General features: G+C 36.1%; 26 protein-coding genes and 1 pseudogene. 7 read left to right on the plus strand and 20 right to left on the minus strand.

Going from position 1 to position 23,340, the window contains the following annotated elements:
- Positions 1-65: 65 nt before the first annotated feature.
- A complete protein-coding gene (locus tag H4J52_RS04055) occupies positions 66-590 on the minus strand; it encodes a hypothetical protein (protein ID WP_182224252.1) in 525 nt (174 codons plus the stop codon).
- Between H4J52_RS04055 and H4J52_RS04060 the strand changes: the two genes are divergently transcribed.
- Both H4J52_RS04060 and H4J52_RS04065 read left to right on the plus strand, forming a co-directional pair.
- Positions 585-758 carry a hypothetical protein gene (locus H4J52_RS04060; RefSeq protein ID WP_182177907.1) on the plus strand — a complete coding sequence of 58 codons (174 nt, stop codon included), beginning with the start codon at positions 585-587 and terminating at the stop codon, positions 756-758. The two genes, H4J52_RS04055 and H4J52_RS04060, sit on opposite strands and share 6 nt — an antisense overlap.
- A 166-nt stretch (positions 759-924) precedes the next feature.
- The gene (locus H4J52_RS04065) at positions 925-1,653 is read left to right on the plus strand and encodes a LytTR family DNA-binding domain-containing protein (RefSeq protein ID WP_182224253.1); all 729 of its coding nucleotides are present in this window, start codon (positions 925-927) and stop codon (positions 1,651-1,653) included.
- 215 nt (positions 1,654-1,868) lie between these two features.
- Here the strand turns inward: H4J52_RS04065 and H4J52_RS04070 are convergent, their stop codons facing one another.
- From H4J52_RS04070 to H4J52_RS04115, 12 genes and pseudogenes are all read right to left on the minus strand, one after another.
- Positions 1,869-2,117 carry a hypothetical protein gene (locus tag H4J52_RS04070; RefSeq protein ID WP_182223281.1) on the minus strand — a complete coding sequence of 83 codons (249 nt, stop codon included), beginning with the start codon at positions 2,115-2,117 and terminating at the stop codon, positions 1,869-1,871.
- A 12-nt stretch (positions 2,118-2,129) separates the two neighbouring features.
- A complete protein-coding gene (locus H4J52_RS04075) occupies positions 2,130-2,948 on the minus strand; it encodes a CPBP family intramembrane glutamic endopeptidase (RefSeq protein ID WP_182224254.1) in 819 nt (272 codons plus the stop codon).
- Positions 2,949-3,068: 120 nt separating this feature from the next.
- Positions 3,069-3,911 carry a LytTR family DNA-binding domain-containing protein gene (locus H4J52_RS04080; protein ID WP_310649622.1) on the minus strand — a complete coding sequence of 281 codons (843 nt, stop codon included), beginning with the start codon at positions 3,909-3,911 and terminating at the stop codon, positions 3,069-3,071.
- Positions 3,912-4,024: 113 nt separating this feature from the next.
- Positions 4,025-4,441, minus strand: a complete 417-nt coding sequence (locus H4J52_RS04085; protein ID WP_182224255.1) for a hypothetical protein — start codon at positions 4,439-4,441, stop codon at positions 4,025-4,027.
- Positions 4,432-4,860 carry a hypothetical protein gene (locus H4J52_RS04090; RefSeq protein WP_182224256.1) on the minus strand — a complete coding sequence of 143 codons (429 nt, stop codon included), beginning with the start codon at positions 4,858-4,860 and terminating at the stop codon, positions 4,432-4,434. The genes H4J52_RS04085 and H4J52_RS04090 overlap by 10 nt, the downstream gene beginning before the upstream one ends.
- Positions 4,861-4,874: 14 nt before the next feature.
- Positions 4,875-5,681, minus strand: coding sequence for a M48 family metallopeptidase (locus H4J52_RS04095; protein WP_259367812.1), 807 nt, complete (start codon positions 5,679-5,681; stop codon positions 4,875-4,877).
- Positions 5,682-5,715: 34 nt separating this feature from the next.
- Positions 5,716-6,312: a sensor histidine kinase KdpD gene (locus tag H4J52_RS19845; RefSeq protein WP_259367813.1), complete on the minus strand. Its 597-nt coding sequence runs from the start codon at positions 6,310-6,312 to the stop codon at positions 5,716-5,718.
- A 21-nt stretch (positions 6,313-6,333) separates the two neighbouring features.
- On the minus strand, positions 6,334-6,471 hold the full coding sequence (locus H4J52_RS19850) for a histidine kinase dimerization/phospho-acceptor domain-containing protein (RefSeq protein WP_259366587.1): 138 nt from the start codon (positions 6,469-6,471) through the stop codon (positions 6,334-6,336).
- An 18-nt stretch (positions 6,472-6,489) separates the two neighbouring features.
- The gene (locus H4J52_RS19855) at positions 6,490-7,041 is read right to left on the minus strand and encodes a hypothetical protein (protein ID WP_259366588.1); all 552 of its coding nucleotides are present in this window, start codon (positions 7,039-7,041) and stop codon (positions 6,490-6,492) included.
- Between the two features lie 197 nt (positions 7,042-7,238).
- Positions 7,239-7,485: pseudogene (locus H4J52_RS04105) on the minus strand (helix-turn-helix domain-containing protein); the annotation flags it as partial.
- A 136-nt stretch (positions 7,486-7,621) separates the two neighbouring features.
- Positions 7,622-7,828: a hypothetical protein gene (locus H4J52_RS20375; protein WP_182224279.1), complete on the minus strand. Its 207-nt coding sequence runs from the start codon at positions 7,826-7,828 to the stop codon at positions 7,622-7,624.
- A complete protein-coding gene (locus tag H4J52_RS04115; RefSeq protein ID WP_182177900.1) occupies positions 7,794-7,976 on the minus strand; it encodes a hypothetical protein in 183 nt (60 codons plus the stop codon). Before H4J52_RS04115 ends, H4J52_RS20375 begins: the two co-directional genes overlap by 35 nt.
- Before the next feature lie 217 nt (positions 7,977-8,193).
- Between H4J52_RS04115 and H4J52_RS04120 the strand changes: the two genes are divergently transcribed.
- Positions 8,194-8,556 carry a hypothetical protein gene (locus H4J52_RS04120; RefSeq protein WP_182177898.1) on the plus strand — a complete coding sequence of 121 codons (363 nt, stop codon included), beginning with the start codon at positions 8,194-8,196 and terminating at the stop codon, positions 8,554-8,556.
- 73 nt (positions 8,557-8,629) lie between these two features.
- Here H4J52_RS04120 and ligA read toward each other — a convergent pair whose 3' ends face one another.
- From ligA to smc, 3 genes are all read right to left on the minus strand, one after another.
- Positions 8,630-10,672, minus strand: a complete 2,043-nt coding sequence (gene ligA, locus H4J52_RS04125; protein WP_182224257.1) for an NAD-dependent DNA ligase LigA — start codon at positions 10,670-10,672, stop codon at positions 8,630-8,632.
- Positions 10,673-10,747: 75 nt separating this feature from the next.
- The gene (gene zipA / locus H4J52_RS04130; RefSeq protein WP_182224258.1) at positions 10,748-11,812 is read right to left on the minus strand and encodes a cell division protein ZipA; all 1,065 of its coding nucleotides are present in this window, start codon (positions 11,810-11,812) and stop codon (positions 10,748-10,750) included.
- Between the two features lie 56 nt (positions 11,813-11,868).
- The gene (gene smc, locus H4J52_RS04135) at positions 11,869-15,369 is read right to left on the minus strand and encodes a chromosome segregation protein SMC (protein WP_182223277.1); all 3,501 of its coding nucleotides are present in this window, start codon (positions 15,367-15,369) and stop codon (positions 11,869-11,871) included.
- Between the two features lie 154 nt (positions 15,370-15,523).
- Between smc and cysZ the strand changes: the two genes are divergently transcribed.
- On the plus strand, positions 15,524-16,282 hold the full coding sequence (gene cysZ / locus H4J52_RS04140) for a sulfate transporter CysZ (RefSeq protein ID WP_182223276.1): 759 nt from the start codon (positions 15,524-15,526) through the stop codon (positions 16,280-16,282).
- Positions 16,283-16,459: 177 nt separating this feature from the next.
- Positions 16,460-16,846 (plus strand): hypothetical protein, encoded by a 387-nt coding sequence (locus H4J52_RS04145; protein WP_182177892.1) that lies wholly within the window; start codon positions 16,460-16,462, stop codon positions 16,844-16,846.
- Between the two features lie 96 nt (positions 16,847-16,942).
- Here H4J52_RS04145 and H4J52_RS04150 read toward each other — a convergent pair whose 3' ends face one another.
- Together H4J52_RS04150 and H4J52_RS04155 are read right to left on the minus strand one after the other, a co-directional pair.
- Positions 16,943-18,793, minus strand: a complete 1,851-nt coding sequence (locus H4J52_RS04150) for a M1 family metallopeptidase (RefSeq protein WP_182224259.1) — start codon at positions 18,791-18,793, stop codon at positions 16,943-16,945.
- A gap of 107 nt (positions 18,794-18,900) precedes the next feature.
- Entirely contained in the window at positions 18,901-19,761 is an 861-nt protein-coding gene (locus H4J52_RS04155; protein ID WP_182177890.1) for an OmpA family protein, read from the minus strand.
- Between the two features lie 183 nt (positions 19,762-19,944).
- On the opposite strand from H4J52_RS04155, the gene rnt reads away from it, so the two are divergent.
- Positions 19,945-20,658: a ribonuclease T gene (rnt, locus tag H4J52_RS04160; protein ID WP_182177889.1), complete on the plus strand. Its 714-nt coding sequence runs from the start codon at positions 19,945-19,947 to the stop codon at positions 20,656-20,658.
- Between the two features lie 575 nt (positions 20,659-21,233).
- Here the strand turns inward: rnt and H4J52_RS04165 are convergent.
- Both H4J52_RS04165 and H4J52_RS04170 read right to left on the minus strand, forming a co-directional pair.
- Positions 21,234-21,839 (minus strand): peroxiredoxin, encoded by a 606-nt coding sequence (locus H4J52_RS04165; RefSeq protein WP_182177885.1) that lies wholly within the window; start codon positions 21,837-21,839, stop codon positions 21,234-21,236.
- Between the two features lie 138 nt (positions 21,840-21,977).
- Entirely contained in the window at positions 21,978-22,316 is a 339-nt protein-coding gene (locus H4J52_RS04170) for a Grx4 family monothiol glutaredoxin (protein ID WP_182177883.1), read from the minus strand.
- Between the two features lie 311 nt (positions 22,317-22,627).
- On the opposite strand from H4J52_RS04170, the gene sodB reads away from it, so the two are divergent.
- Complete coding sequence (gene sodB, locus H4J52_RS04175; RefSeq protein WP_182177881.1) at positions 22,628-23,209, plus strand: superoxide dismutase [Fe]; 582 nt, start codon at positions 22,628-22,630, stop codon at positions 23,207-23,209.
- Positions 23,210-23,340: the final 131 nt, after the last annotated feature.

Consider the following 23,340-nt stretch of genomic DNA (forward strand, 5'->3'; position numbering starts at 1 on the left):
ATATAAGTTAGACAATTAAGCTTAAGCTGAAAAACTCAGATAATAAGTAAAGTAATGTTGCCTAACTAAGATCCGATAACAGTAATATAGCCAAGACTAAAATCGTCTACTTGGCAGCTTAAGTCGATACGTTGCTCATCACTTTTACTCAAGATAGCAGTAACTTGCTTTAAATTATCTGTACATAATAAAATTTTAGAAAACGTTACTTCTTTTTTTGTTTTTAGATTAAAAGCGGGCTGACAATCCTTAAGTACATCTACACAAGCTGAAATTATTGTTTTATTTATTTCTCTTTCTTGTAAAAGATGATCTATTTCGGCTTTCGCTATATTATTTTTAATTGCAGCAAAGACACAGGCAACCTGTAATTCTAGCATAACAACATTACGTAATTTACCTTTACTATCATTAAACAACCCTAATAAACAAGGCACTTTTCCTTCGTGTGCTTGTTGCTTATCTGCTGAATCCAAAGTGATAGTCATAGACAAGCTTAAATTAAGTGTTTCATTCAATCGAGATATTTCGGGTAAGAATACTAACTTTTTTTTATTACTCTGAATCAAAGGTAAAACAGCATTATGCAATTCTTCAACATCAATGAGATAACAGATTCTGGCTTAGTGATCTCATCCTTATTATTGTTAATACTGGTGGAGAATGCCTACAAACAAGGGGTTAAAAAACGCACTGAAGAAGCCTTTATACTTATCAAGTTTGAAGCTAAAGAGCAAATTATGGCATTTGAAATATAAAATAATTTCGATGAGAATGAACAATCCAGCAACACGGGTATTGGGCTACAAAATTTAGAACAACGCCGAAAGCTCATCTACCCTGATTTACATCAGCTGGATATTTCATCTGAAAATGGCGTGTATTCGGTTCGGCTTAAAATACAATTAAAAAGCTAAGATAAGTATGAATAACAAAGACATTCGTTTTATGTTCATCGATGATGAACCTATCGCTCATTGTATCATAGAAGAATACTATACAAACTTGCCACATTTCAAGTTGGTTAATCATAGTTATAACGCGCTGGAAGCCATGCAGCTTCTCGCGACCAACAGTGTCGATTTAATGTTTCTCGATATCAATATGCCAAAATTAAGCGGCTTTGATTTTCTAAAAACGTTAATGGTAAAACCAACAGTTATTGTTACTACCGCTTATCAAGAATTTGCCCTAGAAGGATTCGAATTAAATGTCAGTGACTACCTATTAAAACCGTTCAGTTTTGAACGTTTCCTAAAAGCAGTGAATAAAGTAACTTCTGAAAAGAATATTCATTTAACAGAACATCAGACTGTTTCAAATATTCCAAGTATTGTGGAAGACCTAAACCAAAGAATATTTATCAAGGGTGATAAAGCTCATCACCAAATTTCCCTAAATGACATTCTTTATATTGAAGCTTGCGGTAACTATTGTTTAGTTTATTGTAGTGATGGCAAAATAGTCACCCATCAAAAAATATCTCAGTTCGAAAACGAATTACCTCAGAATTTATTTATGAGAGTACATAAATCTTTCATTGTTGCTAAAAATAAAATCAACAGTGTGAGCTCTGGGCAAATTGAAGTAGCTGATTCAACCATCCCTATTGGTCAAACCTACAAAAAAAGATTAATAGAATTTATTAAATAAATTCAGTTTATCTAAATTTTTTTTAACCATGTATTGAGGTTAAATAGTCGATCAAATCGACAAACTATTCACAACTGTTATATTATTTCACAAGCTAAACTCATCTTAGAAACAGCAAAGGTATGAAACCTTAGTATAAAAAACGTTTGCTAATGGAATCAGAACTAATTAATTTATAAACAATACCTTCAATTTGTTGTAATAACCGCTTCAAATTATAATTGAGCGATTTCCTGGCTTAAATCAATATTGCTATTGGTGACAATTTTTTCGAGTACTATCACCCTATTAACAAGTATATCTAACCTTTGTTGCGTCGCTATAATAGTATGACTCTCTCTGTCTTTTTGTAGCACTAATAATTTTTGATTCATCTCTGATTTGTACATAAAATAATTGCGTACAAACATTATGAGTAAAATTGGTGATGAAAGTGTCATCAATACTAAAAATAATTCAAACATTGCTAATCTCCTTTAGGTGCTTTGAGTTGTTAGTGAAGAATGAGGGGGCTCATCAGATCGATTTTTCCATAATGACTTAAAGGTTATTTCGCGCTTTTTCCCACGTCGAACAAGAAGATGTATGTAAACCATACTTAGAATAATCGAGCTTGCCTTAAATATATTACCTTCTAAATCTCCTGCTGCACCGCCAGACATACCGAATATTCCATAAGCTGCATTCATAAAAATATGCATCCACAACGGAAACCAGATCCGGTAACCTGATTCACAAAACAACCAAGCAAACCAAGTACCTGCTACGGAAGTGATTGCGAAAGCCGCACAAGCTGACATAGGATCATGTCCTTGATATATATGTCCTAAACCAAAAATGACTGAACTCACTAAAGCTGCGGGTATAAAGCCTAGACGGCAATATCGAAATAAAACACCAAATAATACCGCTCTAAATAGAATTTCTTCGAATACACCTGCATATACTGAACCGACCATGACCCCTGACAGTGCTAAGTTTAGTTCGTTACTTAAGTAAGCGTAACCTAATACCATTGGTAAACAGCAAGCAACAGCTGCTTTAAGGTAATGTTCAAAGCCTTCTATTTTTAGCCCTAAAATTTCTTGTAAACTCACATCTCTAAATAATAAGCGTGCTGCTAAGACTAAGAAACTATATTTAAATAAATAGCTCGCGGGTGTTAATAACAGATAAGATTGTTGGTCCATCACTAATAATGATTCACTCCAACTTTCTCCCCAAAAATATTTCATCACATAATGACAGAATATAAAGGTGCTTATCATTATCAGTGTTTTAATTTTGTTATTCATATCTACCTGCTTAATTTAAGTTTTAAATTTCAAGTTAAGCATGACGAACACTGAATTTAAGATCTATTAATAAGGGGGGAAGTTCTGAATATTGGTACTAATAACAATGTATTGGGGCGATTAACAAGCTTCAGGGACTAACGACAAGGCTTGTTTTATCGTTTCAACATAAGTACGGGATACAGGAACAGTTAGTCCAATAGGTTTCATGACTAATTTCAAACCACCAGCATTACCCGTGCTAAGTTCAATTAATGCCACGTTTACCACATAAGAGCGATGACATCGGTGAACCAATGAATTTTCAGGTAATTGTTTTAATATACTAGTGAGAGAGCTACGTAATAAATGATGACAGACCTTACTGTCTTTCAAAATAGCAAGCTCACAGTAATTGTCAGCAGATTTAATAAATAAGAGTTGTGATAACGTTATTTGCAGTTTGTCTCCTTTATTCTCGCCAATTAAAGTTAATAACTGAGATGCTCCGAGTTCCTTATTAATTAACGTTTTATGACTATTTTCTATATTGTTTTCGGTTTCAATAACTTGTGACAAGACCATTGTCTTTTTTGCATGATTATTAACAAGGAAAATAAAAATAATCGGAAATGAGCCTATAGCAAAAGTATAGAAAATAAACAGTAATTGATTCTCCCAATGCCAACCCCCAAGAATTGCGACAACAAAATAACTGTGATTAAACACAGAAACTAACCCAATATAAATACAAGGAATAATCGAGAAGCGAAATTGGCTTTTAATATTAAGGCGAGTTAATCCAATTTCTAATATACCCGATAACAATAACGCACAAAAAGTTACCAGACCATAACCTGAGAGTCGTAGATATTTGAATGGGATAGTATGGTTATTAGTGCCAAAAGGTTGAAACACAAATAAAACAAATAAGGTTACCATAGAGAAAAATAGTGCCCGTTGGAACACTACTTTTCTGGACACAGAATCATCCTTCAGCCAAAGCTTCATGTTTTAAAATTCTTTTGAAATAACATTGGTAGGAAAAGTAACATATATTATTGATTAGTTACTGATTTTTTTAGCCGTTATTAGCATTAATTCAAATATTTTGGAAACACTGGCAAGCGTTCAAAGTCTTGTTTATCATGCTGAATAATAACTCTAGCGTTTTCTTTTTTTACTAATACTTCAAATTTAATTCTTGAATCAAGCGTCACTGCTTTCACATTATATTGAAGTACAGTATTAAGTTTTCGACCTTGTGCGTGAAGGTATAAGTCACCTGTCAGCAAAATCTTACCTGTTTTATTCAATCGAACCAAAAGTACTGAACTTCCCGGTGTAAGCCCTGGCATTGATTTGATAACAACGGAGCCATCATCAAAAACATCATATTCATCGCTAAATGCAATGGTTTTAGCCTTATCAAGTGCCGAGTAATACTCGCCGAAATATGAAATCACTGGTTCTGAAAACATATATTTATGTTCTAATTCATTGACTATGAACATAGATGAATCAAACTTGTTAGCATTGCCTGCGTGATCAGGTTTACATGAGAAAGTGACAAATATTCAATGTCTTGTGGTTTGATATTCAATTGAGCAAGCTGTACAACTAACTTAGTTTTTAATTTAGCGTGCCAAACCCCGCCAACTTCACCATTAATATTATCAGCCAAACTATCAACATGACCAGTTTCCCAAAGTAAATCACCTTTAGGGTGTCTGATTAGAAAACACGGATTAGCCATTGGTAATTTTTGGCCATCATATGCTCCTATGCTTGACAGACTTTTCATATCTGCGACATCATAAGAACCACAATCTATCGTGTATAACTTGATGCTGTGTGCACTTAGCGCACTATTAGCCGAAAATATAGGGACTAATAGGCTTATTGAAAGACCAATAAATTTAGTAAAATTCATTTTTATGAGTATACCTATATATTATTGGGCCTTTTACAAGTAGGTGTATTCTTCGATTGATAAAAAACTTGAGATTTTGGTAAGTGAGCCGTCAATTGGTCAATACGCGTTTTATTGGATGGATGAGTTGACATAAATTCTGGTGGCGAACCGTTTGAAATTTTTGCCATATTCTGCCATAACGTGATGGCAGCCGAAGGATCAAAGCCGGACTTGGCCATTAAGTCTTGCCCTACAATATCTGCTTCACTCTCATGGGTACGACCATATGGCATTAACACACCATATTGTAAGCCTAAACCTAAACCCGACATCCATAAGTTACGATTCTCTACATTTCCAGCTGATAATGCCGTGTCGACAACCGCCATGCCTGTTTGAGATATTTTACTTGATGACATACGTTCGTTCGAGTGACGTTCAATAACATGACCAACTTCATGGCCAATAATTGCACCCAGTTGGTTTTGATTTTCTGCCACCTTTAAAATACCGGTATAAACACCAATTTTACCACCTGGTAAAGCAAAAGCATTCACTTGTTCAGAATCAAAGACAACCACTTCCCATTCACCTTGATGAGCTGATTTAGGCACATTGATTGTGATCGCTTTAGCGACACAATATACGTAATTATTCACGGCTATATCAGTACTCATTTTTTCTTTTTCTTTCATTTGCTCAAATGAACTTGCCCCCATTTGCTCAAGCTCTGAACTTGAAAAAAGTGTTATTTGATGACGACCAGTAGAAGATTTTGCGCAACTTGCTAAAAGAACGAGTCCAGCAAGCGTTAATGAGAGGGTAATTTTATTATTCAACATTTTTCCTTAGGTGATTGCTTAAATTAAATCCTTATAAGTATTCTAAGGAAATTAACAAGAAATTTCGACCGTTAAAATAAAACCTACACATAACTTTACGTAAGTTGAATGAAAATGAGCTTCCTTTACCTAAAATACTGGTTACTTTTATATCTGATTTTAATAATTCCAATAGTTTTTTGGTAATCGCAAGGCCTAGCCCTGTATGTTTTTCTTTGTCTTGTACGGCATTACTTGCGCGATAACGCGTATTAAAAATATAAAGTAACTCTTCTTCTTTAATACCTGTATCAGTAATCGTTAATTGGCATTGATGCTGATTAATATCAGTAATAACTAAGGTGATTTCCCCCAAGACAGGGGTATGGCGAATAGCATTCTCTAATAAGTTACTCAGCACACGTTCTAACTTACCAATATCACTATCAACTTGGGCATAAGAACACTCAGGTATCATAGTAACGTCAATTTGCTTGGCCACAGTTTGTAAACTAAATTTAGCAACAACATCATATAACAGCTCGGCTAAATTAAATGCTTCAAGGTTTAAGGAAACTTGCCCGCCTTCTAAATGCGCTAGCTCAAAAACTTGATCAATAAGCCCCTTCAATTGTTGAGCATTTTTCAAAGCAATTTAAATATACTTCTGTCATTGCTCTTTAGTGACCTGATCACTCTTTAAGGCGAGAGTTTCAATATATCCTTGCAAAGAAGATAATGGTGTTCGCAGGTCATGAGAAATATCAGCCAATAATTCACGTCGTTGCTCATCATGTTGTTGCAACATGTAGAATTGTTGATTAATTTACCTAACCATTTGCTCAAACGCTACACCCTGTTGATGCAGCTCATGGCGACTATTTGGCATCCATTGAGCGAGCTGTACTTTATTTTTATCAAAACCAACAGTTTTAAGTGCCTTAGTATCTTTACTTAATTTTATTAATGGTCGAGTAAAATAAGAAAATATGCCTAACATCACCAAGAATAAGAAAAGCATAGCGCCAAACATAACCATAATAGAAAGATCTATTTTAAAGCTTAAACTGCAAACGATTAAAGGCTGATCCATACGCTCTCCTGCAACAATTACATATAAGTAACCTTGCAGGCTACTGCTATTGAAAACAGGCGCAGCAGAAAATATTTTTTTACAAGAGATATGTTGCGGATCGTCTCCATAAATAGGTAACGAAGCTTGATTTTGTGTTAATTGAATAAGAGGGAGTAAATCAATTTTTTTACGCTTGATTAATGTTGGAGTAATTGAATGTGTAATAATTACACCCTCAGGGTCAACAAAGTAGAATTCAAATGCCGGCCCCATAGCCATTAAGGTATGGAATAAATTTTTCAACGCTTTGTGATCATAGGCTCCTTGTAGTAATAATGGGTTATCTCTGGCTAGACTTGCTGCTAACGATAAGTGTAAATGTTGCTAAGACTCATATCTTGTTTTCTGCTCAAGCTCTTGTGCCAAAATATAAAACACACTGATAATTGCGATAAATACCACCAATAAAGAAAGCGACAAACGGTGATATAAAGACAATTTCATGCGGCAACACCTTGTTTATTAAATTTAGAGCCCACTCCCCAAACTGTTTGTACAATTTCAGGCTTAGTGGCATTTTTTTCAACTTCATTACGTAAGCGGTTGATGTGTGAGTTTACGGTATGCTCATAGCCGCTATGGTAATACCCCCCATGCACTATTCAGTAGCTGCTCTCAAGAGAAAACTTGGTCTGGATGAGAGGCTAAAAATAACAGTAAATCAAACTCAGTAGACGTTAACTCTATTTTTTGCCTGCTAATAAAGTTACATGAGTGGTATTGTTTATTTGTAATTAACCCAACGTTAAATGGTGTTCAGGTTTTTGCTGCTGTGATTGTTGTCGTCCACGCTGAGCGGATAAAGACATATTACCATCAGTGGTTAATAGCATTGCTGGGGTTGACATGGTGGGGCTAACACTCCCATGGCTGGATTTCCTGCTTTATCCGCCGTTGTTAACATTGCGGATAATTCAGAGATATCGCCACCTTCTACCATCATTTTAAGTTGCGATGACGCCATAACACCCGATGTAAATAACTGTGTATCGCCATCATGTGCAGCAATTAAAATAGTTGTTAAATGAATACCTTGAGTAAAGGTTGGTTACCTTTACTCCAAGCTCTTGTGCTTGTGTTAAAGCGGAAGTGCTTAGCAGTAATGCTGTTAATAAAGATAACGCTTTATTTCTAATTTTTGTTGTTTTCTTTACTGTATTTGAAAGTAGAGTATTCATAAATTTCCTTAGCTAATTAAGATGTCGAAATCAATTATGCAGAGAAAATATTACGAAGGTTTCACGAAGTTATCACAAATTTACCACAAGAATTAATTGTAAAAGTAATGAAATTTTTTAAGAAAAGACGTTCTGTTGTTGATAATATTTTTAGAACTTGCAAATTTAGCATTAAGCATGACAAAATTATTGTCAAATATAGTCTTTTAGAATTTATATGAAATATCGGTTAACACCAGCGCTATTTAATAACATCGCCATTACCTTATCTTCTTTTCGCTGGGTTTTATTAGCATGGAGCGGATTCTTCTTTGTGCTGTTTTTAATGTTAAGTAAGCAGATTACCCAAAGCACGCCAAGTGTTTTAGTGTGGTTCGCTATTTTCATTTTGTTTGCGGCCTTACAAACATTAGTTATTGCCAGTTTTATTTTTTTCTTTCAGGTTTTACCGTCGAATAAAGAAGAAAATAAACCATGGCAAAATTTCTACCGCACTATTGAATGGTGTGAGGCCATCATGTTTACTATTATTTTACCTTTACCCATGATGTTGTTCATTTACGCACTGTTCATTGTTTAAAGCACTTTCAATGACTTTAGGCCTTATTAATAAGGTAAAATAAGGCTTTAATAATCAATAATCAATTGTCGTTTTATTTATATTGAGTCAGTAACGAAACTAACTCATCTTCAGTGAGTATTTCAACACCCAGTTCTTGCGCTTTAGTGAGCTTTGAACCCGCCTTTTCGCCAGCAACTAAAAAGTGTGTTTTTGCCGAAATACTACCTGATACTTTAGCACCAAGTGCTTGTAATTCAGCTTTAGCTTCGTTGCGCCCCATTTGAGTTAACGTACCGGTAAGTACAAACGTTTTATCTTTTAATGGCTGTTCGTCTTCAGATTTTACTTCAATGTCGGGCCACGAAATTATCGTTTCAAGTTCACTGACCACTTCAATATTATGGTCTTGCTGGAAAAATTGCGTAATGTTTTTAGCGACAATTGCTCCAACATCGGGCACTTCTTGCAATAAGACTTCATCAGCTACTTTTATCGCAGAAAAATTCAAAAAGTAGTTGGCTAAATTAGCTGCCGTTGTTTCCCCTACTTCTCGAATACCCAGTGCGTAAATAAATTTGGGTAACGTGGTGGTTTTCGCTTTAAGTAGCCCAGCAATTAAATTGTCTGCTGATTTCTTCCCCATCCGCTCCATCGTGCTTACGTCTAGCTCGGTCAGTTTGAATAAATCAGCAGGCGTTTTGATCAGGTTTTCATCGACTAATTGCTCAACTAATTTATCTCCTAAGCCATCAATATCAAGCGCTTTTCGTGAAGAAAAATATTTAATGGCTTCTTTGCGCTGAGCCGCACAGTATAACCCCCCCGTACAGCGTAATATCGCCTCTCCTTCAACCTTAACCACAGCAGAATCACAAACAGGGCAACTGATTGGAAAAGCAATATCACGGGAATTTTCAGCACGTTTTTGCAGTTGAACACTGACAATTTGTGGAATAACATCTCCAGCACGTCTAATGGTAACGAAATCATTAATCTTAATGCCTAACCGATTAATCTCATCTTGATTATGCAAGGTCGCATTACTCACGGTAACGCCTCCGACAAAAATCGGATTTAAGCGCGCTACAGGAGTGATAGCGCCGGTTCGTCCCACTTGGAAATCAACATCAAGTAATTGTGTCGTTTCTTCTTGAGCCGGAAATTTGTAAGCCGTTGCCCAACGTGGTGCTCGAGCAACAAACCCTAATTTTTGTTGTAATGCAATATCATCAACTTTGAAAACGGTTCCGTCTATTTCATAGCTTAAATTGTCACGTTCTTGCATGATATATTGATAAAAGCTGGCAACTTGTGACGAATCACTCAGTAACTTCACTTCAGGACACATCGGTAAACCCAATGTTTTTAACTGACAAAGGCGTTTATAGTGTGAATTTTCTAACCACGCTTCGCCAAGTGTTTTACTGGCGGCTTGTTCAACATAACCAATGCCATAAACATAAAAAGCTAAGTTACGTTTAGCCGCTACTTTTGAGTCAAGTTGGCGTAAACTTCCTGCCGCTGCATTTCTAGGGTTAGCAAAAGATTTTTCACCTTTTTTTAACGCATTTGCATTTAAGGCATTAAAACTAGCTTTGGGCATAAAAACTTCACCCCTAACTTCTAATATATCAGGATAATTATCCCCCTTTAGCTTTAATGGTATTGATTTAATGGTTCGAACATTTTCAGTGATATTTTCGCCAACAGCGCCATCACCACGTGTTGCTGCTTGCACTAAAACGCCACTTTCATAACGTAGACTCACCGCTAGACCATCTAGTTTAGGTTCAGCACAATATTGAATTGTTTCTTTTGACGCAAGACGGTCTTGTACACGTTTTGCAAAAGCTTGCCACTCGTCAGCAGAGAAGACATTATCAAGCGATAACATCGGAACTTGATGAACCACTTGAGTAAATGACTTAAGCGCTTTTCCTCCTACCTTCTGACTAGGAGAGTCAAGGTATTTTAATTCAGGCTCTGCAGTTTCAATCGAGATAAGTTCACGCATTAAGCGATCATATTCCGCATCTGGAACACTCGGTGCATCAAGGTCGTAATATTGATGATTTAATTGATTAATGAGTTGATGAAGCTCTTGTATACGAATGGCGTTAACAGATGATGACATAAAGGTTATTTACTTTTGAAGGCGTTTAAATAACAGGCTAATGGATATATTAACCTGTCGATGGTTTAATTAATATTAAGACGAAGCGATTAAATTTCTTCGCTCAAATTCACGAATTTTACCCGTGTAATGTTGTTCTGTTTGTTTGGTCATAACATTACGTTTATCGTCTAATAGTTGCCCATTAAATTCTAAAGCGAGTTGTTTCGCGGCATTTAACATTTGTTCAAAAACAACAGCAGCATCTCCCACATTGGGTAACGTCATAAATAGACTAATACCTTGTGTTGTAAAGCTTTCCATATTGTCGAGATCAAACGTTCCGGGGTTCATAATATTAGCTAAACTGAACGTTACTTTCCCCTTACCGGCGTTATCTTCATGGCGATGAAAGATATTCATATCACCATATTTCATACCCAAGGTTAATAACATCGGCAAAAGCGCTGCGCCCGACATTTGCTGTTTTTCTGTCATAACAACTGAGACAATAAGCACTTCAGGCTCAATATTAACTTTTTTATGCTTAACTGTATCTGGGGCTTGTTGAGCCGTGCTTTGGTTTTTTTTGTTTTCATTACCAAAATTTATTTCTATTTGATCTCGCTTAATCGGTGCTTTATGACTAAAACGCGCACTGTTTTTTAATGGCTGTTTAGCTGATATTACTGGTGTTTGATAAACCGTCGTTTCAACTTTTTCAGCCAGGGTCGCTTCTTTGTCTTTAACGTTATCAACCAAAGATGCTTCATGACCGTGAACATCAGATATTTGGTTGCTTTTCTCTTTCGTTATATCATCTAAAGCAGACATATCGCCTAAACTTGGTTCATCATCTTCAGCACTAAATTCTCGATATGAACGATGTTGCTCTTCATAATCAGAGCGAGTAGACATGGGGATTTCTTGATCGTACGCTTCGTCGTCGAGCAAATTGTCGACCACTCTAGGCTTACTGACCCCATCTTGATCAAAACCTGAACCGTCAAAACCTCGATTATGCGGTTCAAGCTTCTCAGATTTTGCTTTGAGTTTATAAGGGTTTTTATTTTTTCTAATTGTCCAAAAACCATGAACAAATATTGCCGTGATCACTACAGCACTGATAACAATCAATGCGGTTCTGAAATTATATTCCATCGGATAGCCTTTTATTATTCTATTTCAGCTTTGTTTAGCTCTACTTTATTTTATACTTACGCTAATTCAGCCATAGCAATTGCTTCATCAATATCTACAGCGACCATTTTCGAAACGCCCGGTTCAAACATCGTCACACCAGTGAGTTGACTCGCCATTTCCATTGCTATTTTATTATGACTAATATAGATAAACTGCACGGTTTGTGACATTTCTCGAACCAAATTACAAAAACGGCTTACATTAGCATCGTCAAGTGGCGCATCTACCTCATCAAGCATACAAAATGGCGCAGGGTTTAATCTAAAAATTGCGAACACTAATGATAATGCGGTCAGCGCTTTTTCGCCACCCGATAATAAGTGAATCGTGCTATTTTTTTTACCTGGCGGTCTTGCCATAATAGTAACACCCGTTTCAAGCATGTCATCATCAGTTAACGCTAAATAAGCACTACCACCACCAAACACCTTAGGAAATAATGCTTTGAGATCTTTATTAATTTTTTCAAAAGTATCTTTAAATTTGTTCCGGCTTTCTTTATCTATTTTAGCAATAGCTAATTCTAACGTATTAATTGCTTGGGTTAAATCTTCATCTTGTTGATCAAGATATGTTTTACGTTCAAATTGTATTTCATATTCATTAATAGCAGCAAGATTGATAGCGCCTAAACGATTAATATCTTTTCCCAAGTTAACAATATGAGCTTGCCATATTGCCTCTTTTGCCTGTTCAGGCATAGATGATTGCACCGCCAATAAATTTTGCTGCATTTCGTTTAATTGTTCAAGCGCGGCATCCGCTCGCAATCGATAACTTTCTGCTGTTAGGTGCACAGCATTAACCTGTTCTTTCTTATGGTTGATTTTTTTAGTTAATTGTTGAAGTTTTGTTTCAGCAGCATTGATTAACGTTTTAGTATCGGTTGTGTCATGTTGAATTTTTGCTGTTTTTTCATCAATTTTAGCAACATCAGTCAACCATACTTGCAGTTTTTGCTCATCTGCTTGTAACGGTGATACACAGTCTTCAATCATCTTTTGATGCATACGTTGCTGTTCAGTAAGTTGCTGAATACTCTCTTGCGCACGTATCAATGCTAATTGCCCCTGCACTTGTTCATGGTTTAATTTTTCAATCATTAAGGCTTGCTGGTGCTTTTGCTGATGGAGTTTTTGTGTACTCCCTTGACTGTCTTGAATTTTTCTTTGTAAATTCTCTTGTGCTGTACTGATGTCAATAAGCTGATTGGTATCATGTTTGGGCAATTGCGCTAATATGTTTTCTTGTGCAGATAGTATTTCTTTATTTTTAATGAGAAAACGTTCAAGCTCGATAAGTTCTTGCTGATAGGTAGCACTTTGTTTATCACGCTGCTCTTTTGCTTGCTTGGCTAATGCGATCTGTTGCTTTAAAGCCTGCCCTTGATGCATAGACGCTTCAATAGTCGCGCTAAGCACTTTCGCTTCGCTAGCAAGCTGTTCTTTATGATGAGTGAATTGGTCCTCTTCATTTTGACCACTAGTTACATTGAGTTGTAGCTGACTAATTTTTGCTGACGTATTCGTAATATTTTCAGATAACTGCAACAATGCGTTAAAATTTTCAGCACGGCCTTTTCTTAAAAAACGTGCGCTGAGCCACGTACCATCTTGACAAATAACTGACTGATGTTCGGCAATAGACAAGATAATTTTTTGTGCTTGTTGGTAATCATCTGCGATCAATATATTGTTTAAAAAAGCAGTAATTGCAGATAAACCTTTAACTTTCTCAGCTAAAGTACCTTTTATTGCTTGCACACAAGTCAACGAAGACGTTTTACCTTCTGTATCTCTGAGCACCAAAAATAAAGGGTCAATCGTTAATTGTTCTGGAAAACTTTCAACGAGCTCTCCTTGTAGCCAATGATGTAATACTAATTCAACACTTGCCTGCCAAGCTGTTTCAACGTCGAGTGACTGATAAACGGTACCTAAGACCTTCTCTCCTTGCTCGATTAGCCATTCTTTTTGCTTAACACTCCAATCTGCTTGTTGATTTTTTTGTGTCTGTAGCTGCTTTAAAGACAGGTTTAATGCTGAGATTTCACCACTAGTCTGGGCTTGCAGTTGTGAAACTAGGCTAATTTTTTTAACGAGTGCTCGTTGCTTTATTTCATTCTCGTTATGTTGTTTCACAAAAGTCTGATGCTGACTTTCTTGCCTAAGTAACTTGGTTTCAATATCAGCTAGACTTTCAACATTTTCTGAGTGTTCTTCCTCAGATAAACTGACGAGTAAGTGCATTAAGGTCTTTTTACGCTGCTGCTGCTGGTTTATTTGTTCACTTAACTGAGATATTTTTTGTTTAACATTCAGCTGCTGATCGTTTGAATTTTTATGTTGGTGTTGCAAGGTTTGCCATTGCTGATGTTCGTCGCGCTGTTGCTCAATAAAACTATCGAGTTGAGCTTGGCTCTCGAGTAATTGTTGATCAATTAATTCAAGTTCAGGTAAATGTTCAGCTATTTTAAACGAACATTTTTTAAGATGTTCTTGTTCGGCTAAAACCAACTGCTGGGCTTTAATCAGTTGCTGTTGTGTAACACTGTTATCATGTTGGGATTTTTGTTTTTGTTGTTTTAAGTGTTTAATATTTTGCTCTACACGAGCAATATCATTACTTAACAATAATTTTTTCTGGTGGAGATCGCCGCTAGACTCTCCCCCAATCGTCATTTTTTGTTTTGCATCAAACAACTCAATATCAATTTTCTTTTCTTCAACTACTAATGCTTCAATTTCAGTTTGGTATTGGCTTACTTGTTGTTTTTGTTCATTGGCTTGTTGATCAAACTTTTGCCATTTTAAGACAGTGAACTCCGCTCGATATTTTCGCTCTTTAGTTTTTAAGGTTTTAAAACGTTTGGCGGCTTCCGCTTGCTGATGAAGCTTGTCAATTTGCACACCTAGCTCTATACGAATATCGTTTAAGCGTTCGAGGTTTTCTCGCGTATGTCTAATTCTATTTTCAGTGTCTCGGCGGCGTTCTTTATATTTAGAAATACCTGCCGCTTCTTCAATAAAAACACGTAATTCTTGAGGTTTTGATTCAATAAGCTTTGAGATGGTGCCCTGCTCGATAATCGCATAACTGCGAGGACCCAGACCCGTACCAAGGAAAATATCCGTAATATCTCGACGACGACACTTGCTGCCGTTTAAGTAATAAGTATTTTGGCTATCACGGTTTATTACTCGTCGAATGGAGACTTCACTACGATCGGCCATATTGCCTTGAATACGACCATCAATATTATCAAATAACAATTCAACGGAGGCCTGACCAACGGGCTTTCGCGTAGCTGCTCCATTAAAAATAACGTCGGTCATGGCGTCGCCACGCAAATTTTTCGCTGAGCTTTCACCAAGCACCCAACGAACCGCGTCAATAATATTTGATTTCCCACAACCATTTGGCCCAACTATAGCCGTCATTTTTTGCTCAAATGGCACTTTGGTTGGGTCAACAAACGATTTAAAACCCGCAAGTTTTATATGCTTTAAACGCATAAAACACAGAAACCTTTTATGTTATATTAGGATTAAACTTAACAATAAAATTTTACCAGAGTTATCTACTATTTGTAACATGAAACATCTGTTCAATTTATGAATTTATTTTATAATCACAAGTAAAACAGCGTGTAAGGATAAAAATCACCCAATGAATACAATTATTAATCAACCGTTTGCTAAAAGTGGTGCCGGATATTTTATTAAAGGCTTTGAACTCATTAATATAAAAGGCATCCGCCGGTTTGTTTTTATACCGCTATTAGTCAATTTGGTTTTATTTAGCTTTGCCTTTTATCGTTTATTTATCGAACTAGAAACTTATATGGCTATGCTCGATAACTGGCTTCCTGCTTGGCTTTCTTGGTTAAGCACTTTTTTATGGCCAATCGCTTTACTCTTTTTGTTGGTGATGTTTTCTTTTATTTTTAGTTCTGTTGCCAATTGGATCGCAGCGCCTTTTAACGGCTTATTGTCAGAAAAAATGGAATTATTACTCTGTGGTAAAACAATTCCCCCCTCTTCTACCCTTGATGTTATAAAAGATGTACCTCGGACATTATCGAGAGAGTGGTGTAAGTTGCGTTATTATCTGCCACGCGCTATAGGCTTTTTCATTCTTTATTGGATTCTGCCTGTTGTAGGCCAAGTTATGTGGTTTTTGTTTTTAGCTTGGATGATGGCGGTTCAATACAAAGACTACCCTTTTGATAATCATAAAATTGACTTTAATGAAATGCGTCAAGCGTTGAAACAAAAACAAGGCTTAAGTTATAGCTTTGGGATCACAACCGCAGTATTTTCAATGATCCCCGTGGTTAATTTAGTCGTTATGCCTGTAGCAATATGTGGTGCAACCGCATTATGGGTTGACCATTATCGAGATGATTTTGTTGACCGTTCAGGTTAATTAATTATTAATCATTTAGTTAAGGATATTCATACAATTAGATGATTAATGAGCCTATTGCTATTTATTATTTAAACAATAGATTAATACACATAAGTCTACGATTATTAAAAATAACCTTGATAGTTACGTTTCAACACACTAAATTGAAAAGAATCAGTGAAAGGATCAAAACCTATGCCTAACCTTCGTCCCTTAAATTTCTCAAAAAAGTTAACCTGTTCACTCAATGCAATATTGTTGACTTTAACGCTAACAATCGTTAATCAGGCAGTTGCAGATGAGACGACAATAGTTACGATACCGACTATGAATGATGCGCGAGTTTTTGCAGAATTCAAAGATAAAATGCCTGCTGTCGTTAACTATTTCACTAAAAGTACTGAGGAAGATGTTATGGGTTTTTATCAAAAAGAGTATGGTCAAGCATTAAATCAAGAAAGAAAACGTGGACGTTTGACTCTAAACTTTAGCCAAGAAAAACATGATATTCGAGTGGTTATTTCACAACAAAACCACCTTAGGCAAGTCGATGTGATTATTGAAAATAGTACGAGTAAATAATATAGAGTCTGCATAATTAATTGAGATAAAAAAAACGCCACGCTAAATAACGTTAACGTGGCGTTTTTTATGATTACTTTCTGATTTTCTAAAAGGCTAATTAACCTTTAATACACCGTCGATAGTACCTTGAGCTAAACCATGATAACCCGGGCGTGCTTTTGCATAGACTTCAAGTGCCCAAGCTTTGCCTTTTGGTGTTTCAGCTAGCGCTTTATATAAAGGAACAATCAATTTGCGGCGGCCGATTGAGATTAGGTATTTTGACATCGCAGGATATACAGCATCGTAACCCGTTCTTAATGCTAATAAGTACCATGCATGAGCAATTTCGGCATTCGTACTAGCGGTTAGATTAAACGCTTTATCGAGTGAATTCATGCGCTCAGTGGACAAGTTTATAGGTAGGTTATTAATAAAATGCAACCATTCATGCAAGGTCCACGCTTTAGTAGGTAAATTCGCTAAGGTAATTTTATCACTTAACAAGCTATTGATTTGACCATCGATAGTGGTAAATGCACTTGAGGTAGGTTTTGGCGCATAACTCGGTAAACCTTGTTCATAAATCCATTCATTCACGACTTTGTCACTAACAATATTTGGATATTTATGTGTAAGATGCTTCTTCAAGTAGATAACAAAATTAGCCGTTCCTAAGCTTTCAAAAGCATGGCTATTAAAATAATCTAAAATGAATGGGTCAAACTTATCTCGACCAAATTTAGCTTCTAAAAACATTAAAAACAACTGACCTTTTACATAAGGTACACCAGAAAATGCATCGTCTGGATCTCGCCCTTTAAGATCAATGTAAAGTTGAGTATCACCTGGTGCTAATTCAGCAATTTCGTAGTTTAAGCTTTGTGCGCCAAGCGCTTGTTCCATAACCGCTCTTTCTTCACCAAATACCGCTTCCATAATACGGTTTTCAACATAACTGGTAAAACCTTCGTTTAACCATAAGTCGCGCCAACTTTCATTAGTGACTAAATTTCCTGACCAAGAATGAGCAAGTTCATGTGCAATTAAATTGACCAAGCTTTTATCACCCGCAATAACGGTTGGCGTTATAAAAGACAAGCGTGGGTTTTCCATGCCACCAAACGGGAAGCTAGGCGGTAAAATAAGTAAATCGTAACGACCCCAGCGATATGCACCAAAGATTTTTTCTGACTCGTCAATCATCGCCTGTGTATCGTCAAACTCGCTTACGGCTGCATCTAATATACTGGCTTCAGCATAAATGCCTGTTTGTTTGCTCATCGCTTTAAATTCTAAATCACCCGCACTAATCGCAATTAAATAAGGGGGAATAGCTTGTGGCATACTGAAAAAATAATCACCATCGCGAGCAGTATCAGGTTCATTATTTGCGCTCATTACCGCTAATAAGTTATCAGGCGTAGTAATACGTGCGGTGTAGGTTACACGTACACTGGGGGTGTCTTGTACGGGTATCCATGAACGTGCATGAATGGCTTGATTTTGACTAAATAGAAAAGGATACTTTTTGCCGGCTGTTTGTTCTGCTGATAACCACTGCAAACCTGATGCTTTTTCAGTAGATTGGTAGTAAACACGAATTTTTTGTGCTTTAAAGGTATTGTTAATTGTTAACTTTGAACCTAAAACGTCATCTCGCTCAGCAAGTTTAAAACTTACCCCGCGCCACTGCCCTCCTTTGCTTTGAGCCATTACACGATGAATAATTAAATCTCGGGTATCAAGAATAATCGGCTGCGAATTTTCACTTAACCACTCCATTGATAATTCGGCAAAACCGACAAGTGATTTTTCATCAAAATTCACCGCTAGGTCTAGATAAATGTGGGTTGTTTTTACTTGGTCGTAATTAGCATAGGTGTAGGCATCATTAGTTTTTGCCAAACTTGTAAAGCTTGATAAAACCAATAGTGCAAATAAAGATTTAAACAATGGTCGCATTATGGAAGATCCAATAAAAAAATAGGCTGGTAGGTTAAGATAACCTAGCAGCCTATTCAACTGAATCTTTGTAAAATAATTTTTTAACAGTAAATTCGTCTTTACGGTTATTCCATTCGGATCACGACACGTCTATTTTGTGCTCGACCAATGATGGTGTTATTTGAGGCAATATGACGTTTTTCACCATAACCTTTTGCTTCAATTCGACTCGGGTCAATACCATTTTTAACAAAATGCTCTCGAATGGTATTTGCGCGGCGATTCGATACTTTCAAGTTATCATTTCTGCCACCGTAACTATCGGTATAACCATCAATCAATACCAGCTCTAAGTTATTATCAAGCGTTAGGTACTCAGCAATCATGCTTAAACGCTTTTTAGATGATTTAGTTAAACTGTCACCACCAAATTGATAATTTAAAACCGTGTAAGAGATATCATCAAAGTTATAGTTAAGTAAGTTACCAACACAGCCAATAAATTCTTGGTAGACACGGTTAAATTTAGCCGTTGAGATACCAACTGAAATTCTTTCATTCTCACTGTACCAATCATTATAGTAAAAAGTAGGGTTCATACCCTGCTCTAATTCATTGAGCATGTTCCAAGCAACTTTTTTAGGGAGGCTCGGAGCAAACTGTTTATAGAGTTTCATATCAGCAATCGTTCTACCGCTCTTACCAGGACGCCAATTAGGTGCAACAGATCTAACTTCAGCTAAGGAATAAGTATCGGGTAGGCGCATCATATCTAGCTCAAATTCCATGTTCATTTTACGGTTTGCCGTACTGTAGAATTTTGCTTCTCCGTAATTAGGTATTTGATGTGAGAGTGTACACTCTAGCCTAGAATTATTGGTTAATTGCCAATTAGCGTGCTCTAAATCAGCGCCATACTGACGAATACCAGCATTGGTTTGGCTAACAAATACGCATAATAATAATGAGATGATAGGTTTTTTCATAAAATATTTATCTTTTATCTTGTCACTTATCTATTATCGACCAAGGTTTATATAACTTTAGCAGTTATCAGTAATATTTTCATAACTTTCAAGCTTCATCGTATCGTTCGCATAGTGTTTCCATTTTTTTTCTGCGATAATTTACTTATTGAAATTGAATGCTAACTTAAAAAAGATGTAAACATGAGTAAAAGCCCAGATAATATAAATAATACTTCTGCTGATAAAAATACTAAGAGTGCTTTTGCACAACGTTTTAGAGGTTACTTTCCTGTTGTTGTCGATGTTGAAACTGCTGGTTTTAATGCCCAAACCGATGCTTTATTAGAAATAGCCGCAACGACTTTATTGCTCGATGAAAGTACGGGACAATTCTCCCTTGATGAAACCATTCACTTTAACGTTGACCCTTTTGAAGGTGCGAACCTAGAACAAGCAGCATTAGAATTTACTGGCATCGATCCAACGAACCCATTACGTGGTGCTGTCGATGAAAACAAAGCACTGACTGATATTTTTAAATTAATTAGAAAAAAAATGAAAGCCGCGGGTTGCCAACGTGCGGTAATGGTTGCTCATAATGCTTCTTTTGATTTGGGTTTTGTTAATGCTGCTGTAGAGCGTTGTTCAATAAAGCGTTCTCCTTTTCATCCTTTTGTCAGCTTTGACACAACAACACTTGCCGGCTTAGCCCTTGGACAAACCGTACTTGCTAAAGCGTGTATGGCCGCAGGATTAGAATTCAATAACAGTGAAGCTCATTCGGCATTATACGATACCGAAAAAACCGCTGAACTTTTTTGTTTTATTGTTAATAAATGGCAAAAAATGGGGGGGTGGCCCCTAGCAATAGCCGATGAAGAACAACAAGATAGTGATACACCAACAAGCGATTAAAATAATTTAGTTGAGCTACTGCGGTTATAATGTCGACACAATAGATTTCTAACCGCTAAAACTATCAAAGTGAATGCAAAAAATTGAAAGAGTGAATTTTTGGTGGCCATCAGGGTAAATAACCCAATAGCGTTGTAAATATAGGGTAAATATTCGTAGAAGAGTTCAGGTGTTTTATTTTTTATGACGAGTTTTTTTTGTTTATCGAGTCTTCGACAAGCCGAACGAGTAACTAATGTAACACATGCCGCACTGTAGAATAGCCCTGCAGAAATAAGCATAGGCCATGTCATATTAAAGGTAAGTAAATAACCACTTACAATAAAATACGCGAACGGTAAATTCTCATAAAGCGTCTTAGTTACAAACAAAACGATTCCAGAAAACAATAAGATGATAAATTAAGTGTAGGTTGATTTTCAACTTTTGATTAGCTTAAATGTAAATATCGCTACTTGCTATTTTTAGCCTCCTACATAAAAACGTCGTCATCCTCTATATAAAAAACCGCAATTAAGCGGCTTTTTTAACTAACGATAATAACTAAAGGCTAATTAAAACCAAAGACTTTACACTTAAAGTTTGTCTGCGTTATCAGTTAAGTAAGAGGCAACACCTTCTGGTGAAGCTGTCATACCTTTGTCACCTTTGTTCCAGCCAGCTGGACAAACTTCACCATGCTCTTGGTGAAATTGTAATGCATCAACCATACGGATCATTTCGTCAACATCACGACCCAATGGTAAATCATTAATCACTTGATGGCGTACATTACCTTCTTCATCAATTAAGAATGAACCGCGAAATGCAACACCCGCTTCAGGATGTTCAACATCATATGCTTTACAAATTTCATGTTTAGTATCAGCAACTAAAGTGTATTGAACTGGACCAATACCGCCTTCGTTTACTGGCGTGTTACGCCATGCGTTATGCGAAAATTGTGAATCAATAGAAACACCAATCACTTCAACACCACGGTTTTTAAATTCTTCCATACGGTGATCAAAAGCTAATAGCTCAGATGGACAAACAAACGTAAAATCTAATGGGTAGAAAAATAATACCGCTTTTTTACCTTTAATTGCTGTCGATAACGTAAAGCTATCAACAATCTCGCCACTACCTAAAACAGCTGCTGCTGTAAAATCTGGTGCTGCACGGCCAACTAATACACTCATTTCATTCTCCAATATTTTTATTAAATTTATTTAAATCAAAAAACTGACGCATACCTGTTATTGAGACGATAAGGTATTTTTCAACTTATTTTCATCATTTTTGATAAAAAAGTTAATGCCATCAGTTTTTATACTTGACTAAGCTTTTTCTTGTGAATTATTTTTCTCTGCAGCTTCTTTTATTAAGGTTTGTAATTCACCTTGTTGAAACATTTCCATAATGATGTCACAACCACCCACTAATTCACCATCAACCCACAATTGTGGAAAGGTCGGCCAATCAGCATATTTAGGTAATTCAGCACGGATATCAGGATTTTGTAAAATATCAACGTAAGCGAACTTTTCACCACATTGCATTAAAGCTTGTGACGCCTGAGACGAAAAACCACAACTAGGTAATTTCGGTGAGCCTTTCATGAAAAGTAAAATAGTGTTTTCTGAAATCTGTTCTTTAATACGTTCAATAGTGTCCATGGAGTACCTCTAAATGCGACCGAAACGATGACGGTCTTTAATATATAAAAATTTAATGTTTATTACTTTGATCAATTGAGTTTGACATTAAAATAATCAAGGTAATAAATACTAAAAGTATTTATTTAGTCTAATAAGTAATAACAAGCTTGATATTTACACTAGCAAAACCTATATAAATGGGTACACTATGCAAGCCTTAATAATACTTGACTAGTTTACTAGGTTTTAACCAAGTTTTAAATAAGAGCAAACAATTTCTTTATTTTTGCGCAAAAATAAATTTTTACAAACCATTTCTGGAGAAAATAATGGCTATTGAACTACCCGCATTACCCTATGCACAAGATGCACTTGTACCACACATTTCAGCTGAAACACTTGAGTTTCACTACGGTAAGCATCACAACACTTATGTTGTAAAACTTAACGGATTAATTGAAGGTACTGAGTTTGAAAGTAAGTCTTTAGAAGACATCGTTAAAACTTCATCAGCAGGCATTTTTAATAATGCTGCACAAATTTGGAATCATACATTCTATTGGAACAGCTTAAGCCCTAACGGTGGCGGTGAACCAACAGGCGCTTTGGCTGACGCAATCAATGCAAGCTTTGGTTCTTTCGCTGAATTTAAAACGAAATTTACTGAAAGTGCAATCAACAACTTTGGTTCAAGTTGGACATGGTTAGTCAAAAACGCTGACGGTAGTCTTGCTATTGTTAATACTTCAAACGCTGCAACACCATTAACTGATGAGAATGTAACGCCGGTATTAACTGTCGATTTATGGGAACATGCTTACTACATTGATTACCGTAATCTTCGTCCAAGCTACATGGCTGGCTTTTGGGCATTAGCTAACTGGGATTTTGCTGCGGCAAACTTCGCTTAATTTATATTCATTAAAGATTAATTTATTAACCTTTAATGAATAATTTTATTGAAAACCAGAGTATCTACTCTGGTTTTTTTATGCTTAAAATTCAATAAAAGTGTCCTTTTTCTTTTTAATTCAATATAAAA

Source organism: Colwellia sp. MB02u-14 (assembly GCF_014076915.1).
Taxonomy (GTDB): Bacteria; Pseudomonadota; Gammaproteobacteria; order Enterobacterales; family Alteromonadaceae; genus Colwellia_A.

Excerpts from the sequence above, each read along its gene's own strand:
- H4J52_RS04065 (WP_182224253.1), top strand. The coding sequence starts at position 925 with ATGAATAACAAAGACATTCGTTTTATGTTCATCGATGATGAACCTATC.
- H4J52_RS04090 (WP_182224256.1), bottom strand. The coding sequence starts at position 4,860 with ATGAATTTTACTAAATTTATTGGTCTTTCAATAAGCCTATTAGTCCCT.
- H4J52_RS04060 (WP_182177907.1), top strand. The coding sequence starts at position 585 with ATGCAATTCTTCAACATCAATGAGATAACAGATTCTGGCTTAGTGATC.
- ligA (WP_182224257.1), bottom strand. The coding sequence starts at position 10,672 with ATGTCATCATCTGTTAACGCCATTCGTATACAAGAGCTTCATCAACTC.
- H4J52_RS04120 (WP_182177898.1), top strand. The coding sequence starts at position 8,194 with ATGAAATATCGGTTAACACCAGCGCTATTTAATAACATCGCCATTACC.
- zipA (WP_182224258.1), bottom strand. The coding sequence starts at position 11,812 with ATGGAATATAATTTCAGAACCGCATTGATTGTTATCAGTGCTGTAGTG.
- cysZ (WP_182223276.1), top strand. The coding sequence starts at position 15,524 with ATGAATACAATTATTAATCAACCGTTTGCTAAAAGTGGTGCCGGATAT.
- smc (WP_182223277.1), bottom strand. The coding sequence starts at position 15,369 with ATGCGTTTAAAGCATATAAAACTTGCGGGTTTTAAATCGTTTGTTGAC.
- H4J52_RS04145 (WP_182177892.1), top strand. The coding sequence starts at position 16,460 with ATGCCTAACCTTCGTCCCTTAAATTTCTCAAAAAAGTTAACCTGTTCA.
- rnt (WP_182177889.1), top strand. The coding sequence starts at position 19,945 with ATGAGTAAAAGCCCAGATAATATAAATAATACTTCTGCTGATAAAAAT.
- H4J52_RS04070 (WP_182223281.1), bottom strand. The coding sequence starts at position 2,117 with ATGTTTGAATTATTTTTAGTATTGATGACACTTTCATCACCAATTTTA.
- sodB (WP_182177881.1), top strand. The coding sequence starts at position 22,628 with ATGGCTATTGAACTACCCGCATTACCCTATGCACAAGATGCACTTGTA.
- H4J52_RS04115 (WP_182177900.1), bottom strand. The coding sequence starts at position 7,976 with ATGAATACTCTACTTTCAAATACAGTAAAGAAAACAACAAAAATTAGA.
- H4J52_RS04150 (WP_182224259.1), bottom strand. The coding sequence starts at position 18,793 with ATGCGACCATTGTTTAAATCTTTATTTGCACTATTGGTTTTATCAAGC.
- H4J52_RS04170 (WP_182177883.1), bottom strand. The coding sequence starts at position 22,316 with ATGGACACTATTGAACGTATTAAAGAACAGATTTCAGAAAACACTATT.
- H4J52_RS04085 (WP_182224255.1), bottom strand. The coding sequence starts at position 4,441 with ATGTTCATAGTCAATGAATTAGAACATAAATATATGTTTTCAGAACCA.
- H4J52_RS04165 (WP_182177885.1), bottom strand. The coding sequence starts at position 21,839 with ATGAGTGTATTAGTTGGCCGTGCAGCACCAGATTTTACAGCAGCAGCT.
- H4J52_RS04155 (WP_182177890.1), bottom strand. The coding sequence starts at position 19,761 with ATGAAAAAACCTATCATCTCATTATTATTATGCGTATTTGTTAGCCAA.
- H4J52_RS04075 (WP_182224254.1), bottom strand. The coding sequence starts at position 2,948 with ATGAATAACAAAATTAAAACACTGATAATGATAAGCACCTTTATATTC.
- H4J52_RS19850 (WP_259366587.1), bottom strand. The coding sequence starts at position 6,471 with ATGTTGCAACAACATGATGAGCAACGACGTGAATTATTGGCTGATATT.